This window comes from Streptomyces sp. NPDC002787 (genome assembly GCF_053592095.1).
On record NZ_JBSFVC010000005.1, the window covers coordinates 24,564 to 42,979 of the forward strand.

General features: G+C 70.4%; 12 protein-coding genes. 10 read left to right on the top strand and 2 right to left on the bottom strand.

Annotation, left to right across the window (positions count from 1 at the left end):
• Positions 1–12: 12 nt before the first annotated feature.
• The 4 genes from nuoL to recQ all read left to right on the top strand — a co-directional run bounded on the left by nuoL (position 13) and on the right by recQ (position 7,550).
• A complete protein-coding gene (gene nuoL, locus ACWD26_RS08115) occupies positions 13–1,986 on the top strand; it encodes an NADH-quinone oxidoreductase subunit L (RefSeq protein WP_451267466.1) in 1,974 nt (657 codons plus the stop codon).
• A 5-nt stretch (positions 1,987–1,991) separates the two neighbouring features.
• Positions 1,992–3,563, top strand: coding sequence for an NADH-quinone oxidoreductase subunit M (locus ACWD26_RS08120; RefSeq protein ID WP_451267468.1), 1,572 nt, complete (start codon positions 1,992–1,994; stop codon positions 3,561–3,563).
• Positions 3,560–5,209: an NADH-quinone oxidoreductase subunit NuoN gene (gene nuoN / locus ACWD26_RS08125; protein ID WP_451267470.1), complete on the top strand. Its 1,650-nt coding sequence runs from the start codon at positions 3,560–3,562 to the stop codon at positions 5,207–5,209. Before ACWD26_RS08120 ends, nuoN begins: the two co-directional genes overlap by 4 nt.
• A 196-nt stretch (positions 5,210–5,405) precedes the next feature.
• On the top strand, positions 5,406–7,550 hold the full coding sequence (gene recQ / locus ACWD26_RS08130) for a DNA helicase RecQ (protein ID WP_451267472.1): 2,145 nt from the start codon (positions 5,406–5,408) through the stop codon (positions 7,548–7,550).
• A gap of 146 nt (positions 7,551–7,696) precedes the next feature.
• On the opposite strand, the gene fahA is transcribed toward recQ, so the two are convergent.
• Complete coding sequence (gene fahA / locus ACWD26_RS08135) at positions 7,697–8,962, bottom strand: fumarylacetoacetase (RefSeq protein ID WP_451267474.1); 1,266 nt, start codon at positions 8,960–8,962, stop codon at positions 7,697–7,699.
• A gap of 237 nt (positions 8,963–9,199) precedes the next feature.
• On the opposite strand from fahA, the gene ACWD26_RS08140 reads away from it, so the two are divergent.
• The 3 genes from ACWD26_RS08140 (at position 9,200) to ACWD26_RS08150 (ending at position 12,743) form a co-directional block, all read left to right on the top strand.
• Positions 9,200–10,435, top strand: coding sequence for a carboxylate--amine ligase (locus ACWD26_RS08140; RefSeq protein WP_451268014.1), 1,236 nt, complete (start codon positions 9,200–9,202; stop codon positions 10,433–10,435).
• A 50-nt stretch (positions 10,436–10,485) separates the two neighbouring features.
• Positions 10,486–11,688 (top strand): NAD(P)-binding domain-containing protein, encoded by a 1,203-nt coding sequence (locus ACWD26_RS08145; RefSeq protein WP_451267476.1) that lies wholly within the window; start codon positions 10,486–10,488, stop codon positions 11,686–11,688.
• A 248-nt stretch (positions 11,689–11,936) separates the two neighbouring features.
• On the top strand, positions 11,937–12,743 hold the full coding sequence (locus ACWD26_RS08150) for an HAD family hydrolase (protein WP_451267478.1): 807 nt from the start codon (positions 11,937–11,939) through the stop codon (positions 12,741–12,743).
• Positions 12,744–12,873: 130 nt separating this feature from the next.
• On the opposite strand, the gene ACWD26_RS08155 is transcribed toward ACWD26_RS08150, so the two are convergent.
• Positions 12,874–13,608 carry a transglycosylase SLT domain-containing protein gene (locus ACWD26_RS08155; RefSeq protein ID WP_451267480.1) on the bottom strand — a complete coding sequence of 245 codons (735 nt, stop codon included), beginning with the start codon at positions 13,606–13,608 and terminating at the stop codon, positions 12,874–12,876.
• A 939-nt stretch (positions 13,609–14,547) separates the two neighbouring features.
• Between ACWD26_RS08155 and ACWD26_RS08160 the strand changes: the two genes are divergently transcribed.
• From ACWD26_RS08160 to ACWD26_RS08170, 3 genes are all read left to right on the top strand, one after another.
• Positions 14,548–15,558 (top strand): polyprenyl synthetase family protein, encoded by a 1,011-nt coding sequence (locus tag ACWD26_RS08160; protein ID WP_451267482.1) that lies wholly within the window; start codon positions 14,548–14,550, stop codon positions 15,556–15,558.
• 168 nt (positions 15,559–15,726) lie between these two features.
• Positions 15,727–16,755 (top strand): CHRD domain-containing protein, encoded by a 1,029-nt coding sequence (locus ACWD26_RS08165; RefSeq protein ID WP_451267484.1) that lies wholly within the window; start codon positions 15,727–15,729, stop codon positions 16,753–16,755.
• A 243-nt stretch (positions 16,756–16,998) separates the two neighbouring features.
• On the top strand, positions 16,999–18,351 hold the full coding sequence (locus ACWD26_RS08170; RefSeq protein ID WP_451267486.1) for a LolA family protein: 1,353 nt from the start codon (positions 16,999–17,001) through the stop codon (positions 18,349–18,351).
• The last annotated feature ends 65 nt before the right edge of the window (positions 18,352–18,416 follow it).

The window sequence follows — 18,416 nt, forward strand, 5'->3', positions numbered from 1 at the left end:
GTCGGAAGAATCGTGGAGAACCTGATTGCGCTGCTGGTGGCGGCGCCACTGCTCGGAGCGGCCGTACTGCTGTGCGGCGGCCGGCGCCTCGACGCCGTCGGCCACTGGATCGGCACGGCCCTCGCCGCCGCCTCCTTCGTCATCGGCGTCGTCCTCTTCGCCGACATGGTCGGCAAGGACGCCGAACACCGCGAGATCGGCCAGCACCTGTTCAGCTGGATCCCCGTCGAGGGCTTCCAGGCCGACGTCGCCTTCCAGCTCGACCAGCTGTCGATGACGTTCGTCCTGCTGATCACCGGAGTCGGCTCGCTCATCCACGTGTACTCCATCGGGTACATGGAGCACGACGAGCGCCGGCGCCGCTTCTTCGGCTATCTGAACCTGTTCCTCGCGGCGATGCTGCTGCTCGTCCTCGCCGACAACTACCTGCTGCTGTACGTCGGCTGGGAAGGCGTCGGCCTCGCCTCCTACCTGCTGATCGGCTTCTGGCAGCACAAGCCCAGCGCCGCCACCGCCGCGAAGAAGGCCTTCCTGGTCAACCGCGTCGGCGACGTGGGCCTGTCCATCGCCATCATGCTGATGTTCACCACCTTCGGGACCTTCGCCTTCGGGCCGGTCCTGGAGGCCACCGGCCAGACGAGCGAGGGCACGCTCACCGCGATCGCCCTGATGCTGCTGCTGGCCGCCTGCGGCAAGTCCGCCCAGGTGCCGCTGCAGTCCTGGCTCGGGGACGCGATGGAGGGCCCGACCCCGGTCTCGGCCCTCATCCACGCCGCGACCATGGTGACCGCCGGTGTCTATCTGATCGTCCGCTCCGCCGACATCTTCAACGCCGCCCCGGACGCGCAGCTGGTCACGACCATCGTCGGCGCGGTCACGCTCCTCTTCGGTGCGATCGTCGGTTGCGCGAAGGACGACATCAAGAAGGCCCTCGCGGGCTCGACGATGTCCCAGATCGGCTACATGGTGCTGGCCGCCGGCCTCGGCCCCATCGGCTACGTCTTCGCGATCATGCACCTGGTGACGCACGGCTTCTTCAAGGCCGGCCTGTTCCTCGGCGCCGGCTCGGTCATGCACGGCATGAACGACGAGGTCGACATGCGTAAGTACGGCGGCCTGCGCAAGTACATGCCGGTCACCTTCGTGACGTTCGGCCTCGGCTACCTCGCCATCATCGGCTTCCCCGGTCTGTCCGGCTTCTTCTCCAAAGACAAGATCATCGAGGCGGCGTTCGCCAAGGGCGGCACCGAGGGCTGGATCCTCGGCGGCGTGGCCCTGCTGGGCGCGGCCATCACCGCGTACTACATGACGCGCGTGATGCTGATGACGTTCTTCGGCGAGGAGCGCTGGCGCAACCAGCCGACAGCCTCCCCGGCGGAGCCGGACGTGGAGCCGGCCGCGCAACACCACGGCGCCGCTGCGTCTGATCATGTCGCTGCCGCGACGGCCGAGCCGCACCCGCACGAGTCGCCCAAGGTCATGACGATCCCCATGATCGTGCTGGCGGTCGGGTCGGTCTTCGGCGGCGCGTTCTTCAGCATCGGCGACCGGTTCATCCACTGGCTGGAGCCCGTCACCGACCACGCGCACGGCCACCCGCCGATCAGCGCGGCGGCGGTCACCTCGGCCACGGTCGCCGTGATGGTCATCGGCGTCGGCCTCGCCTGGCTCCAGTACGGGCGCAAGCCCGTCCCCGTCGTCGCCCCGCGCGGATCGCTGCTCACCCGGGCCGCCCGGCGCGACCTCCTCCAGGACGACTTCAACCACGTCGTCCTCGTACGCGGCGGAGAGCACCTCACGCGCTCCCTCGTGTACGTGGACCACACCCTGGTCGACGGCGTCGTCAACGGCACGGCGGCCTCCATGGGCGGCCTCTCCGGCCGGCTGCGCCGCATCCAGAACGGCTATGCCCGGTCGTACGCGGTCTCGATGTTCGGCGGCGCTGCGATCCTCATCGCCGCGACCCTGCTGATGAGGGCGGTCTGATACCGATGTCCTTTCCTCTGCTGACTGCGACGGCGGCGCTCCCGGCCCTCGGGGCGATCGCCACGGCCGCCGTACCGGCCGCGCGCCGCACCGCCGCGAAATGGCTGGCGCTGATCGTCTCGCTGGCCACGCTCGTGCTCGCGCTGACCGTCCTGGTCCGCTTCGACCCGGGCGGCGACCGCTACCAACTGACCGAGTCCCACGCCTGGATCGCGGACTTCGGCGTCCGGTACGAGCTGGGCGTGGACGGCATCGCGGTGGCGCTCATCGCGCTCACCGCCCTGCTGATCCCGTTCATCATCCTCGCGGGCTGGCACGACGCCGACCCGCTGGAGACCGGGAACAAAAGGTGGCGTCCCACGCAGGGCTTCTTCGCCCTGATCCTGGCCGTCGAGGCGATGGTGATCATCTCCTTCGAGGCCACCGACGTCTTCCTCTTCTACATCTTCTTCGAAGCCATGCTCATCCCGATGTACTTCCTCATCGGCGGCTTCGGGGACCGGGCCCACGAGCACGGCGAGGAGACGGCGTCCACGCAACGCTCGTACGCCGCCGTGAAGTTCCTCCTCTACAACCTGGTCGGCGGTCTGATCATGCTGGCCGCGGTCATCGGCCTGTACGTGGTCGCCGGGAACTTCTCACTCCCGGAGATCGCCGAGGCCCGCGCCAACGGCTCCCTGGAGATGGCGACCGACACCGAGCGGTGGCTGTTCCTGGGCTTCTTCTTCGCCTTCGCGGTGAAGGCGCCCCTGTGGCCGCTGCACACCTGGCTGCCCAACGCCATGGGCGAGGCCACCGCCCCGGTCGCCGTCCTCATCACGGCGGTCGTCGACAAGGTCGGCACCTTCGCGATGCTCCGCTTCTGCCTGGGGCTGTTCCCGGAGGCCAGCGCGTGGGCGACGCCCGCGATCCTCGTCCTGGCGCTCATCAGCATCATCTACGGGGCACTGCTCGCGGTCGGCCAGCGCGACATCAAGCGGTTGGTGGCGTACGCGTCGATCTCGCACTTCGGGTTCATCATCATGGGCATCTTCGCGATGACCAGCCAGGGCCAGTCCGGCGCGACGCTCTACATGGTCAACCACGGCATCTCGACAGCCGCGTTGATGCTGGTCGCCGGCTTCCTGATCTCGCGGCGCGGGTCGCGGCTCATCGCCGACTACGGCGGTGTGCAGAAGGTCGCGCCGGTGCTCGCCGGCACCTTCCTGATCGGTGGCCTCGCGACACTGTCGCTGCCCGGACTCGCCCCGTTCGTCAGTGAGTTCCTGGTCCTCGTCGGCACGTTCGCGCGCTACCCGGTGATCGGGATCATCGCCACCGTCGGCATCGTCCTCGCCGCGCTCTACGTCCTCGTCCTCTACCAGCGGACGATGACGGGCCCGGTCAAGGCCGAGGTCGAGGGGATGCCCGACCTGAGGGTGCGGGAACTCGTGGTGGTCGCCCCGCTGGTCGTGCTGCTGATCTTCCTGGGCGTCTATCCGAAGCCGCTCACCGACATCGTCAACCCGGCGGTCGAGCACACCATGTCCGACGTCCAGAAGAAGGACCCCCAGCCCGAGGTGGAGGCGGCCAAGTGAGCGCATCAGCCGTCCACAGCCTGTGGACAACCGCGGCCGACCCGATCACGAAGATCGACGCGCCGAAGATCGAATACGGGCAATTGTCGCCCACACTGATCGTCATCGGGGCGGCGATCATCGGGGTACTGGTCGAGGCCTTCGTGCCACGCAAATCCCGCTACTACGCCCAGGTGTTCGTCTCCGTCGTCGCCCTCGCGGCCGCCTTCGCCGCGGTCGTCGCGCTCGCGGCGGGCGGATACGGCACCACGAAGGCCGGCATCGCGGCCATGGGCGCCATCGCCGTGGACGGACCGGCCCTGTTCCTGCAGGGCACGATCCTCCTGGCCGGCATCCTCGGCGTCTTCACCTTCGCCGAACGGCGCCTCGACCCCGAGGCGCACGGCAACCGGGTCGACTCCTTCGCCGCACAGGCCGCCTCCGTGCCCGGCAGCGACAGCGAGAAGGCCGCGGTCAAGGCCGGATTCACCACCACCGAGGTCTTCCCGCTGCTGCTCTTCGCGATCGGCGGAATGCTGATCTTCCCGGCGGCCAACGACCTGCTGACCCTGTTCATCGCCCTGGAAGTCTTCTCCCTCCCGCTCTACCTGCTGTGCGCCGTGGCCCGCCGCAAGCGGCTCATGTCGCAGGAGGCCGCGGTCAAGTACTTCCTGCTCGGCGCCTTCGCCTCCGCCTTCACCCTCTTCGGCATCGCACTGCTGTACGGCTACGCGGGCTCGGTGAAGTACGCGACGATCGCCCAGGTCGTCGACGGCACGGTCGGAGAGCTCAACCCCGCCCTCGCCGACACCATGGGCAACGACGCGCTGCTGCTCATCGGCGCCGCCATGGTCGTCATGGGCCTGCTGTTCAAGGTCGGCGCGGTGCCGTTCCACATGTGGACGCCGGACGTCTACCAGGGCGCCCCCACGCCGGTCACCGGCTTCATGGCGGCGGCGACCAAGGTGGCCGCCTTCGGCGCGCTGCTCAGGCTCCTGTACGTCGTCCTGCCCGGCCTGCGCTGGGACTGGCGGCCGGTCATGTGGGCCGTCGCCATCGTCACCATGCTGGCCGGCGCCATCGTCGCCATCACCCAGACCGACATCAAGCGCCTGCTCGCCTACTCGTCGATCGCGCACGCCGGCTTCATCCTCGCCGGTGTCATCGCGGCCTCGCCCGACGGCGTCTCCTCGGTGCTCTTCTACCTGGGCGCCTACTCCTTCGTGACGATCGGCGCGTTCGCCGTGGTGACGCTGGTGCGCGACGCGGGCGGCGAGGCGACACACCTGTCCAAGTGGGCCGGGCTCGGACGCAGGTCACCGCTGGTGGCGGCCGTGTTCGCGGTCTTCCTGCTGGCCTTCGCGGGCATCCCGCTGACCTCCGGGTTCGCCGGGAAGTTCGCCGTGTTCAAGGCGGCGGCGGAGGGCGGCGCGGGCGCGATCGTCGTGGTGGGTGTGATCTCCTCGGCCATCGCCGCGTTCTTCTACATCCGCGTGATCGTGCTCATGTTCTTCAGCGAGCCGCGCCCCGAGGGGCCGACCGTCGCCGTGCCGTCACCGCTGACCATGACCGCGATCGCGGTCGGCGTGGCCGTCACCCTGGTACTCGGCGTCGCGCCGCAGTACTTCCTGGACCTGGCGGGACAGGCGGGGGTCTTCGTGCGGTAGCGCTCCGCTCGGTGGTTCGCATGCGGCGGGACCCGGCCCCGGTGGGGGCCGGGTCCCGCTGTCCGTACCGGGCCTGGCGCGCCCCATGCGGGTGGAGCCTGTGGATAACTCCGAGGCTGTCGGTGCGGGCGCCTATCGTGGCAAGGGCTGGAGGAAGCACGGGCGGCACAGGACGTAAGGGCGCGGGGGACGAACCATGATCGGGACGGGCGGGACGAGTGTGATGACGGACGAGGGCAGGACGGCCGGACCGGTAGCGGGCGGTACGGCTCGTGGGCCGGGCGGAGGGGCCGTGGGCGCGGGACGCGGGGCGGAGAGCGAGGCGCTGGCCGTGCTCCACCGGGTCTTCGGGTACGACGCCTTCCGGGGCGAGCAGGAAGCGGTCATCGAGCACGTGGTCGCGGGCGGCGACGCCGTCGTGCTCATGCCGACCGGCGGCGGCAAGTCCCTCTGCTACCAGATTCCGTCCCTGGTCAGGCCCGGTACGGGCATTGTGGTCTCGCCCCTGATCGCGCTGATGCAGGACCAGGTGGACGCGCTGCGGGCGCTGGGCGTCCGCGCCGGGTTCATCAACTCGACGCAGGACTTCGACGAGCGGCGCGTGGTCGAGGCGGAGTTCCTCGCGGGGGAGCTGGACCTCCTCTACCTCGCTCCGGAGCGGCTGCGGCTGGACACCACGCTGGATCTGCTCGGACGCGGCAAGATCTCGGTGTTCGCGATCGACGAGGCGCACTGCGTCTCCCAGTGGGGACACGACTTCCGGCCCGACTACCTGTCCCTCTCCCTGCTGGGCGAGCGCTGGCCGGACGTGCCGCGCATCGCGCTCACCGCGACCGCCACCCGCGCGACGCACCGCGAGATCACCGAGCGGCTGGCCATGCCCCGGGCCAGGCACTTCGAGGCCAGCTTCGACCGGCCCAACATCCAGTACCGGATCGTGCCCAAGGCCGACCCGAAGAAGCAGCTGCTGTCCTTCCTGCGCCAGGAGCACGCCGGCGACGCGGGCATCGTCTACTGCCTGTCCCGGAACTCCGTCGAGCGGACGGCGGAGTTCCTGAGCAAGAACGGCATCGAGGCGGTGCCGTACCACGCGGGCCTCGACGCGGGCACGCGCGCGGCACACCAGTCGCGGTTCCTGCGGGAGGAAGGGCTCGTGGTCGTCGCCACGATCGCCTTCGGCATGGGCATCGACAAGCCCGACGTACGGTTCGTCGCGCACCTGGACCTGCCGAAGTCGGTGGAGGGCTACTACCAGGAGACCGGCCGCGCCGGCCGCGACGGGCTGCCCTCCACGGCATGGATGGCGTACGGCCTGAACGACGTCATACAGCAGCGGAAGATGATCCAGGGCAGCGAGGGCGACGAAGCGTTCCGCCGCCGGGCCGCCGCCCACCTGGACGCGATGCTGGCCCTCTGCGAGACCGCCCAGTGCAGGCGCGGTCAGCTGCTCCAGTACTTCGGCCAGGAACCGCGGGCCGACGGCTGCGGCAACTGCGACACCTGTCTCGTACCGCCGGAGACCTGGGACGGCACCGTCGCCGCGCAGAAGGTCCTCTCCACGGTGGTGCGGCTGCAGCGGGAGCGCGGGCAGAAGTTCGGCGCCGTGCAAATCGTCGACATCCTGCTGGGGAAGAGGACCGCCAAGGTCATCCAGTTCGACCACGACCAGCTCTCCGTCTTCGGCATCGGCGAGGACCTGGCCGAGGGCGAATGGCGGGGCGTCGTACGGCAGTTGCTGGCTCAGGGACTCCTCGCGGTCGAGGGCGAGTACGGCACGCTCGTGCTCACCGAGCAGAGCGGGGCGGTGCTGCGGCGGGAGCGGGAGGTGCCGTTGCGCAAGGAGCCGAAGAAGCCGGTGACCTCGCGGTCGGCGTCGGGCGCATCGGGCGCATCCGGGTCCTCGGGCTCCGGCCGGGGCGAGCGCAAGGCCAAGGCGGCGGCCGTCGAGCTGTCGGAGGAGCTGGTCCCCGTCTTCGAGGCCCTGCGCGCCTGGCGCGCCGAACAGGCCCGCGAACAGGGCGTCCCCGCGTACGTCATCTTCCACGACGCCACCCTCCGCGAGATCGCGGCGACGGGGCCGACCTCCGTCGCCGAGCTCGGCACCATCAGCGGAATCGGCGAGAAGAAGCTGGCGACGTACGGGGAGGGCGTACTGGGGGTGCTCGCTTCGCTGGGCGGGGCTTCCGACGAGGCTTCCGACGGGTCGTCGGCGTCGGAGTCGGCCTCGGGGCCGGCGCCGAGGGGAAGGGGCGCGTCCGGCTCGGGTTCGGAGGGCGAGTCGGGAGACGACTTCGACTGGCCTGATGTGGAGCCGGAGCCGGAGCATGACGATTGGGCCTAGCACGGCGACCCGGTGACCAGGGAGGACCCGCGCCCCGAAAGGGGCGCGGGAAACTGCGCGAGCGAGCACGGCGGACGGGACCTCGCCCACGGTGGGGCCCCCACGGCGGACAGGCGCCGACCGCCCCCGCCCGGAGGGCCCCCGCGCTATCCCCGGGCCACGATCTTGCCGGTGACCTCGCCCAGCCCCACCCTCGTCCCGCCCGGCCCCGGCGCCCACGCGGTGATCGTCACCTCGTCGCCGTCCTCCAGGAACGTGCGCTTGCCGGTCGGGAGGTCGAGGGCGTCGCGCCCGTTCCAGGTGAGTTCGAGGAGGGAGCCCCGCTGGTCGGCGGCGGGCCCGCTGACCGTGCCGGAGCCGTAGAGGTCGCCGGTGCGCAGGGACGCTCCGTTGACGGTCATGTGGGCCAGCTGCTGCGCGGCGGTCCAGTACATCGTGGCGAAGGGCGGCTCGGAGACGACCTGCCCGTTGACGGTCACCGTGAGGCGGAGGTCGTAGCCGCCCGGGTCGACGTCGGGGGCGGAGTCGTCGAGATAGGGGAGCAGCGGGTGCGTGCGGTCCGGCGGGGGCACCCGGGCCTCGTCCAGCGCGTCCAGCGGCGTGATCCAGGCCGAGACCGACGTGGCGAAGGACTTGCCGAGGAACGGCCCCAGGGGGACGTACTCCCAGGCCTGGAGATCGCGCGCGGACCAGTCGTTGAGGAGGCACAGCCCGAACACGTGGTCGCGGAAGTCGCCCAGCTCCACCGGGCGTCCCCTCTCCGAGGGCACCCCCACCACGAAACCGACCTCCGCCTCGATGTCCAGACGGATGGACGGTCCGAACACGGGCGCCGGATCGGCGGGCGCCTTGCGCTGGCCGGACGGACGTACCACCTCCGTGCCGGAGACCACAACGGTGCCGGATCGGCCGTGGTACCCGATGGGCAGATGCTTCCAGTTGGGAGTCAGGGCGTCCGGAGAGTCGGGACGGAAGATCCTGCCCACGTTCCGGGCGTGGTTCTCGGAGGCGTAGAAGTCGACGTAGTCGGCCACCTCGAAGGGGAGGTGGAGGGTCACCGCGGACAGCGGGTGGAAGTGCGGGGCGACCGTCTCCCGGTGGGACGGCACGGTCAGCCAGCCCGTCAACGCCCGCCGCAGGTCCGACCAGGCCGTACGCCCCGCCGCCAGCAGGGGGTTGAGGGTGGGATGGCCCAGGAGCGCGGCGTACGGGGAGCCCAGCGCGCGGGCGGCCGCGGCGATGTCCAGCACATGGTCACCGAGCCGGACACCCACCGTACGAAGGGGATCGGGACCGGAGTCGACGAGGGAGAAGACGCCGTAGGGGAGGTTGTGCGGACCGAAGGGGTGGCCCTCGGGGACGTCGAAGGGATCGCCTTCGGGGACATCGTCGGGGACATCGAAGGGGGGCATCGGGTGCTGCCTCGCTCTCGTGCGTTCCGTCGTACCTCTGGTCGCGGCACACGTTACGGGGCGGTGAAGAGATCGGGGAGTGTCTAAAGAGTTCGTAATGTCCTGATAGGAGAGGGTCGGAGGGAAAGGTTCCGGCTTAGCTTCCTTTCGGGGACGCGGACGGGGTGGGTCCGGGTCCGGTAGGGGGGACACGTGGGGGGACCCGTGGCCAGGGGTACTCGGGCTGCGCCGGTGCAGATGGACCGGGGCGTTCCGGGGCTCGTCGTCAAGTTCGGTGACTATCCGCTGCACCACGGAGGCGTCGGAGCCATCCGCAGTCTGGGGCGGCTCGGCGTGCCGATGTACGCGATCACGGAGGACCGGTACACACCGGCCGCCGCCTCGCGCTATCTGCGGCGGGCGTTCGTATGGCCGACCACCGGGACGGAACAGCCCGGGTGCCTGGTCGAGGGACTGCTGCGCATCGGCCGGGAGATAGGGCGCCCCGCCGTGCTCATCCCGACCGACGAGGAGGCCGCGGTGCTCATCGCCGAGCACCAGGAGGAGCTGGGGTCCCGGTTCCTCTTCCCCCGGGTCGAGGGGAAACTGCCTCGGCGGCTCGCCAGCAAACAGGGCCTGCACGAACTGTGCGCGGAGCACGGGATCTCCAGTCCCGTGAGCTCGTTCCCGCAGTCGTACGACGATGTCGAACGGTTCGCGGAACGGGCCCGCTTCCCCGTGGTGGCCAAGAACCGGGAGGCGTTCGAGCGGCGCAGGCAGCCCGCGGTGAACGGGACGACACGGATCGCCGACCGGGCGGGCCTGCTGCGGCTGGCCCGTGGGTGGGGTGAGCGGCCCGGGGTGATTTTGCAGGAGTACCTGCCCCGGGAGGACGCCGAGGACTGGATCGTGCACGCGTACTTCGACGCGGACTCGACCCCGCTGGCGATGTTCACCGGGGTGAAGGTGCGGTCGTGGCCGCCGCACGCGGGGATGACGGCCAACGCGTACGTCGTCGACAACCCCGAACTCGCGGACCTCGCCGCACGGTTCATCAAGCAGATCGGGTTCACCGGGGTCATCGATCTCGATCTGCGGTTCGACCGGCGGGACGGGCGGTACAAGCTGCTCGACTTCAATCCGCGGATGGGCGCGCAGTTCCGGCTCTTCGAGAACGAGGCCGAGATCGACGTCGTACGCGCCATGCACCTCGATCTGACCGGGCGTCCGGTGCCGGAGGGGGAGCAGCTCGCCGGACGCAGGTACATCGTGGAGAACATCGATCTGCCGGCCCTGCTCGCCTACCGGCGCAGCGGGTACACCACGCCGCACGCGCCGGCGCGCGCGAGCGGTACGGAGCTGGCGTGGCTCGCGGGTGACGATCCGCTGCCGTTCCTCACGATGCTCGCGCGCTTCGTGCGGCCGGGCGCGAAGCATCTCTACCAGCTGTGGCGGACCAACCGCCTCGGCACCGCACGTGTGCGCCCTCAGTGAGAGGGGCGCCCGACACGAAGTAGGCACAGAACGTCCTGGGGAGGGACTTCGTGATTCAACCGGTAGCAGTCATCGGTGCCGGGCCGTTCGGCCTGTCCACCGCCGCCCACCTGCGGGCGCATGGCATTCCGGTCCGTGTCTTCGGTGAACCCATGGTGAGCTGGCGGGACAACATGCCCGCCGGAATGCTCCTGAAGTCGACCCCGGTGGCCTCGAACATCGACGCCCCGCAACGCGGCCACACCCTGGCCGACTACTGCGACGCCGCCGGCGTCCGGCGGCTCGTGACGGACGAGGACATCATCCCCGTCGAGACCTTCATCTCCTACGGGGAGTGGTTCCAGCAGCGGCTCGTGCCCGAGTTGGAGCGGGTGCGGGTGGTCTCCGTGGACCGGAGCAAGGGCGGCGGCTTCGAACTGAAGCTGGACTCGGGGGAGTTGTTCGCGGCGCGGGCCGTCGTCGTGGCGAGCGGGCTGTTCGGGCTGGCGCACCTGCCGGCCGAGCTGGCGGGCGCGGCCGTCGACGGCCCCACCCCCACGGGGCCCGTTTCCCACAGCTCCCAGCACCCCGACCTCAGCCGCTTCCAGGGGAAGGACCTGGTCGTCGTGGGCGCGGGGCAGTCCGCCCTGGAGACGGCGGTGCTGGCGGCCGAGGCCGGTGCGCGCGTGCGGGTCGTCGCGCGCGGGCGGGGGGCCGTGGCCTTCGGCGCGCCCCCGTGGAAGCAGCCGAGGCTGCGCCCCGAGTCGCCGTTCGGGCGGGCCTGGTCGCTGTGGGCGCTCAGCTATTACCCGCATCCCTACCGGTACCTGCCCGCCGCCACCCGCCACCATCTGGTCCGCCGGGTGCTCGGGCCGCTCGGCGCGTGGTGGCTGCGGGAGCGGTTCGAGGGGCGGGTCGAGGTGCGGGAGGTGGAGCGGGTCGTGCGGGCCGGCGTCATCGACGGGCGGCCCCGGCTGGTGCTCCGTGGGCATGACGGCCGTACGTCGGAGATGACGGCCGACCATGTCATCGCGGCGACCGGGTACCGCGTCGACCTCGGGGCGATGGGGTTCCTGGGGCATGAACTCCGTACGGAGCTGGAGGTGAGCCGGGGGACGCCGGTGCTCGGGGCCGGGTTCCGGTCCTCGATACCGGGGTTGTACTTCACGGGGTTGCCCGCGGCGGCTTCGTACGGGCCGGTGATGCGGTTCGTGTGCGGGACGGAGTTCGCGTCGCCTCGGTTGGCCCGGCATCTGGCCGCGGCTCACGGGTGAACGGAAAGCCGGAAGAGCTCGGTCGGTTCGGTGCGTCGCGGGGTGCGGGTGAGTGGGGGTCGTTCGCGCACTTCCCCGCGCCCCTGAAAGCGAAAGCGGCTGAAGCGGGCCTCGGCGCCTGGTGAACCCCCGTTCGGGCAAAGGGGGTTGACATCAGGACGTACCGGGGCGCCCTGGGGCCGTCGGGATGCCGGACGTCGTCCGGTTCGCGTCGAACCGATGGGGCCCGGCATCCGTATTCTCTGATCATGGCCGCTCCCACCGCATATTCACTCATCGCCACTGACCTGGATGGAACGCTCCTGCGCAGTGACGACACGCTCTCCGACCGGTCCCTCGCCGCGCTGGCGCGGGCCACGGAGGCCGGTGCTCAGCACCTCGTGGTGACGGGACGGCCGGCGCCGAGAGTGCGCCCCCTCTTCGACGACCTCGGCAGCAGGGGGCTCGCGGTGTGCGGACAGGGCGCCCAGTTGTACGACCCCGGCGCGGACCGGCTGCTCTGGTCCGTCACCCTGGACAGGGAACTCGCCGAGACCGCGCTCGGCAAGATCGAGGCCGAGGTCGGACAGGTGTACGCGGCCGTCGACCAGGACGGGGTCGACGGCCTCACCCTCATCGAGCCCGGCTACCTCATGCCGCACCCCACGCTGCCCGCCGTACGCGTGCCGCGCCGGGACGACCTGTGGTGCGAGCCGATCAGCAAGGTGCTGCTGCGCCATCCCTACCTGTCGGACGACGAGTTGGCCTCGGCGGCACGGGCGGCGGTCGGTTCGCTGGCGACGGTCACCATGTCGGGGCCCGGCACCGTCGAACTCCAGCCATGCGGCATCACCAAGGCGACGGGCCTCGCCCTGGCCGCCGACCATCTGGGGCTGACCCCGGAGCAGACCATCGCCTTCGGTGACATGCCCAACGACATCCCGATGTTCGACTGGGCCGCGCACGGGGTCGCCATGGCCAACGCCCACCCCGAACTCAAGGCCGTCGCCGACGAGGTGACGCTCTCCAACGAGGACGACGGGATCGCGGTCGTGCTGGACCGGCTGTTCCGTTGAAACGCACGCGTTGAAACGCACCCGCTGAAACGGACGCTCCGCTGAAACGCACGTTCCGTGAAAACGCTCGTTCCCCTGGGCCCGCCGGAGCCCAGGGGAACGAGGAGGGGAGCCCGAGGGCTCAGCAGGCTCAGTACGGGCCGAACACGTTGTCGATCGAGCCGTAGCGGTCGGCGGCGTAGTTGCACGCCGCCGTGATGTTCGCGACCGGGTCGTAGGGGTCGTACGGGGTCCCGGACACGTGGTACGCGGCGAACGTCGGGTCGATGACCTGCAGGAGGCCCTTCGAGGGGGTGCCCTTGGCGGCGTTGGAGTCCCAGTTGTTGATGGCCAGCGGGTTGCCCGAGGACTCGCGCATGATGTTGCGGTGGATCCCGTTGTACGACCCGGGAATTCCCTTCTGCGCCATGATGTCCAGCGACTCGCGGATCCAGCCGTCGAGGTTGTTCGGGTACGTCTTGACCGACGCCTGCGTGGCCGTGGAGGCAGTCGACGCCTTGGTGGCCGCGGACGACTTCGTCGAGCTGACCTTCAGCTTCAGGCCCGGGCGGATCAGGGCCGGGTTGTCGCCGATGGCCGCGCGGTTGTCCTTGTAGAGCCGCTGCCAGCCGCCGCTCGTGCCGTGCTTGCGGGCGATCGAGGAGAGCGTGTCACCGGAGACCACGGTGTGCGTCACGGTCTTGGCCGCGGCGGGCGCGGACTGCGGGGCCGACTGCACGGAGGCGGCGGCCTGGGTCGGGGTGGCGGCGTTCGCCGTCGTGGAGACCATGAGCGGGAGGGCGAGTGCGGCCCCGCCCGTTCCGGCGGCGACGATGCCACGGATCAGTGCGTTGCTTCTGGGACGGCGGTGCTTGCCTGAGGGCATGGCGGATTCCTCTCCGTCGCCTGCGAGGTGAGCTGTCGGGTTCGGGCTGGAGATGCCCGGCCGTGCGCGTCGTCCGGCGGTCGCTGTGCGTGCGGCGTCCGCTGGGCGTACTGCGCGTGGCTTCACCCCGAGCCGGTCCGATGTGGAAAGACGGACCGGCGACTTACCTGGGTCCCCCGCTCCTGCCGTGCGTGGATGAGTGGTGATGGGTGGGGAGTCCGGGCGGCGGCAGGATTCGGCGGTCCGTCCGGACGGGGTGTGAACGTATGCGAGAGCACACGAGCTGAACAAGTCCCGGTTTGGCGGTTTGGTCTAGTTGACCTTGAGTTTGACGTGATTCGGCCGCAATATCCGGTGCGGAATTTCGGCTCAACTTGCCTACCGCAAAGGGAAAATCGACGAGATGGGGTGGGGATGCCGTGGAGGGGGCGGGTGACTCAACTCACGGGAGGAGTGGGGTGAAGTGCTGGGTATGCCGCAAATCGGTCAACTCGGGCCTGGTGGAGAGGGTGTGCGGGGGAGGTGGACGGGGCGTGCGCGGGTGGTGGAGCGGCCGTGGTTGAGCGGGGGAGCGCGCGCGTGATGGGTGCAGGGGGCGTACGGGAGCGGGGGCGTACGGGAGCGCGGGCGCGGCTTCGGTCGGCCGTGGAGTGCGGGGCGTCTCCGAGGGAGGGGCGGGTACCCGGGGCGCGCCGTCGCGTGTGTGCGCGGTGAGCGCGTCGGTGGATATCGGCGCGTATCAGTTGATCAAGAATGGGGAGCGCGCGGTCCCATACCACCCGGGGCGAACCCGTGGGCGCTCGTGGTGATCGAAAGGTGACCGGATACGCTGACTCGGGTGATGGCAGCGACAGATCGACAAACTTTGTCATCGACCGTGAGACCGACCTAGACCGACCGTGTGACCGTCAGCAGACGTCAGCAGACAGGAGAACCCTCGTGACCGTCGTCGAGCCGTTTGGGCTGAGCGCGCGGGACCAGGCTCTCGAAGCCGATGTCCAGGCCGGAATGGCGGCCGTCGAGGAGGGTCTGCTCGAGGCGACCAAGAGCGAGGTTCCCTTCATCCAGGAGGCCGCCCAGCATCTGCTGCGGGCGGGCGGCAAGCGGTTCAGGCCGCTGCTCGTGATGCTCGCCGCGCAGTTCGGCGACCCGTACGCGCCGGGTGTCGTGCCCTCGGCCGTGGTGGTCGAGCTGACGCATCTCGCCACGCTGTACCACGACGACGTCATGGACGAGGCCGAGGTGCGCCGGGGCGTCCCGAGCGCGAACGCCCGCTGGGGCAACTCCCTGGCCGTCCTCACCGGCGACTTCCTCTTCGCCCGTGCCTCCCACGTCCTCGCCGACCTCGGCCCCGACGCTGTCCGCATCCAGGCCGAGGCCTTCGAGCGGCTGGTCACCGGGCAGATCCTGGAGACCGCCGGGCCGCGCGACGGGCGCGACCCGATCGAGCACTACCTCGACGTCCTCGGCGGCAAGACCGGTTCGCTGGTCGCGGTCGCCGGGCGGCTCGGCGCGCTGATGGCGGGGGCCGACGAGACCGTGGTCGACGTGCTGACCCAGTACGGGGAGCGCCTCGGCGTCGCCTTCCAGCTCGCCGACGACGTCCTCGACATCGCCTCCGACTCCCACGAGTCGGGCAAGACGCCGGGCACGGATCTGCGCGAGGGCGTACCGACCATGCCGGTGCTGCGGCTGCGCGAGCGGGCGGGCCGGCTGGGGCTGCCGGACGACATCGCGCTCTGCGAGCTGCTGGACTCCGACCTGACCGACGACGCGCGCCACGCCGAGGCTCTGGCCCGTCTCCGTGTCCACCCCGCGCTGGAGCAGGCCCGCCGCGACACGATCCGCTACGCGGAGGAGGCGCGGACCGTACTGGCGCCGCTGCCGGAGTGCGACGCGAAGGCGGCACTCGTGGAACTGTGCGACGCGGTGGTGCACCGCGCGGGTTAGGCACCCTTCCCGCCTCCCCGGGCTCGTCCGCAATCGGCGGACGGGCCCGATTTGTTGTGTGACCCGCATCACGGCACTGGACTGAGTCCAGATTCAGATCCACTCCGTATCGACGCCCAGAAGCTGACGCAGGGGGCGTCGGCTCCTGTACGGGGAGAAAACAGAATCATGGGATCTTTCATTGCGTACGCGTCGCGTCGTAAGGCTCTGATCGTGTCCGGTGTCGCGGTGGCCGCCGCGGCCGGTGTCGCCGCCGCTGTCCTCCCGGCGATGGCGGCCGGCGGGGACGGCGGGGCGGGCCCGGCCGGGCAGGAGATCGTGGCGCGGCACGGCGGGCACACCGCCGCCGGCGGTCTCCTCGGTGCCGGCACCGGGCGGGGCGGGACCATCCTCGCCGCCAGTCTGAACGGCGCCAACGAGGTGCCCGTGCAGGGCGGTCCCGCGGTGGGGGACAAGGACGGCGCGGCACTGGAGTTCGTACGGATCAAGGGGGACAAGGTGTCCGTCGCCGTGACCTGGCGCGGCACCGACAAGCCGAGCGCCCTCCACATCCACCAGGGCGCCAAGGGCGTCAACGGCGGCATCAAGGTCGACTTCACCGGGCTGATCAAGAAGCACGGCAAGGGCCGCAGCCTGACCGGCACCGTCGAGGTGAAGGACGCCGCGCTGCTCAAGAAGCTCGGGAACGACCCGACCTCGTTCTACGCCAACCTGCACACCGCGCGGTTCCCCGGCGGAGCCGTCCGGGGCCAGTTCCACAAGGTGACGACCGACTTCGACTTCCGGTACGCCCTGCGCAACTTCCAGGCCTCGGTCGTCAAGGGCAAGCAGATCTACGCCTGCGAGAAGACCGACGGCGGTGGTTACGCCTTCGCCCAGCGGGACGTCTCCGCCGTGCTCGGCGGCCGCATCGCGCACTCCTTCGTGCGGCCCGGCTCCGGTACCCCGCAGTGGATCGCGCCCGACCGCAGCACGGTCACCGGGTCGCTCATCTCCAAGTCCCCGAACGGTGACGGCAACATCCCCGAGCTGGACCTCAGGGCCACCCGGTCCGGCAAGCACCGCGGGCTGCTGGCGGGCACCGCCGAGATACTCCGGCTCAACACCGTCGGCGGGGTCGCCCCGGCCGGCTCCTGCTCACCGGGCGCCATGGTCGGCGTGCCGTACCAGGCGGACTATGTGTTCATCAACCGCTAGGGCGTCAGTTCGAGCGGCGGTGTCTCCCCTGATGACCCCTACGGGTCGGGGGGAGGCACCGCCTCGCCGTGTCATCCCGTGCGGTCGGCGATGTCATCCCGTAGCAGTACGTCGAGTTGAGTCCCGAGTCTGACGATTCACGGCGGCCGATTTGGTCAGATGGGTATCACCACTCCTCACCGATTCGGGTGAGAATGGCGGCTCCGAGTAGACGCCGCCGCCGACGACGGAGGTAAGGCACACATGGCACCGTACGAAACCGACGACAGCGCCCGGTCCGGCGACGCCGGCGCGCTCGCGGCCGAGGCCGAGGAGATGCGCTCGGCACGGCGACGCAAGGCCGCGCGGTACGTCGTCCCGGTCACCGTGCTGGGCGTGGCGGCGGCGACCATCGGGCTCGTCCCGGCCTTCGCCGGCTCCGGTGACCCCGATCTGCCGAAGATCAGCGCACAGGAACTCATCGAGAAGATCGCCGCCTCGGACGTCCAGCAGGTGTCCGGCACGGTGAAGATCACCACGGATCTGGGCCTGCCCGACCTGGGCGGTCTCGCGGACAGCCTGGGCTCGCAGGCGCCCTCCGGGGGCGACGGCGGTTCCTCCGCCGACCCCTCCTCCAAGCTCCTCGAACTCGCCACCGGCACCCACACGTTGCGGGTCGCCACCGACGGCCCCGACAAGCAGAAGCTGTCCCTGCTGGACGACGCCGCCGAGTACAGCGTCATCCACAACGGCGACGACCTGTGGGCGTACGACAGCGCCTCCAACGAGGTGTACCACGCGACCGGCGCCGGAGAGGGCAAGGACCAGCGGGCCCCGAAGGGCGCGCCCGACACCGCCGAGGACGTGCCCGCCACGCCTCAGCAGCTCGCCGAGGAGGCCCTGAAGGCCGTCGACGACACCACGTCCGTGACCGTCGACGGGACCGCGCAGGTCGCCGGGCGGGACGCGTACAAGCTCGTGGTCAAGCCGAAGCAGTCCGGTTCGACGGTCGGGGCGATCTCGATCGCCGTCGACGCGAAGACGGGGCTGCCGCTGAAGTTCACGCTCACCCCGGCGAGCGGCGGCGCGGCCGTCGTGGACGCGGGCTTCACGAAGGTCGACTTCGCCAAGCCGAGCGCGTCGACGTTCGACTTCACCCCGCCGAAGGGCGCGAAGGTCACCGAGGCCGACGAGCTCGAGAAGTCGGGCAGCCACGAGTCCGGGTCCGGCGACTCCACGTTCGAAGGGCCCGGCGAGAACGGGGCGTTCAAGGACGGCAAGGGGCTCAAGGGGCTCAAGGGGTCCGAGGGCTCCGAGGAGGAGTTCGCGAGCGGGCTCGACGGGCTGAAGACCATCGGCAAGGGCTGGAGCACCATCGCCGTGATCGACGGCGGCGCCGAGGGCGGCATGCCCACCGGCGGCGGCTCCGACTCGACCGGCGACGCCCGCGTCGACGGTTTCCTGAACTCCCTCGGTGACCAGGTCAAGGGCGAGTTCGGCTCCGGTACGGTCTTCAAGACCCGGCTGATCAATGTCCTCTTCACCGACGACGGCACGGTGTACGCGGGTGCCGTCACCAAGGACGCGCTGGTGAAGGCGGCCAACGAGGCGAAGTAGCGACGCCCGGCCGGTGGGCCGGGACGGCGAGGCGGCCGTCCCGGCCCACCGGCCTGTACCCGAGG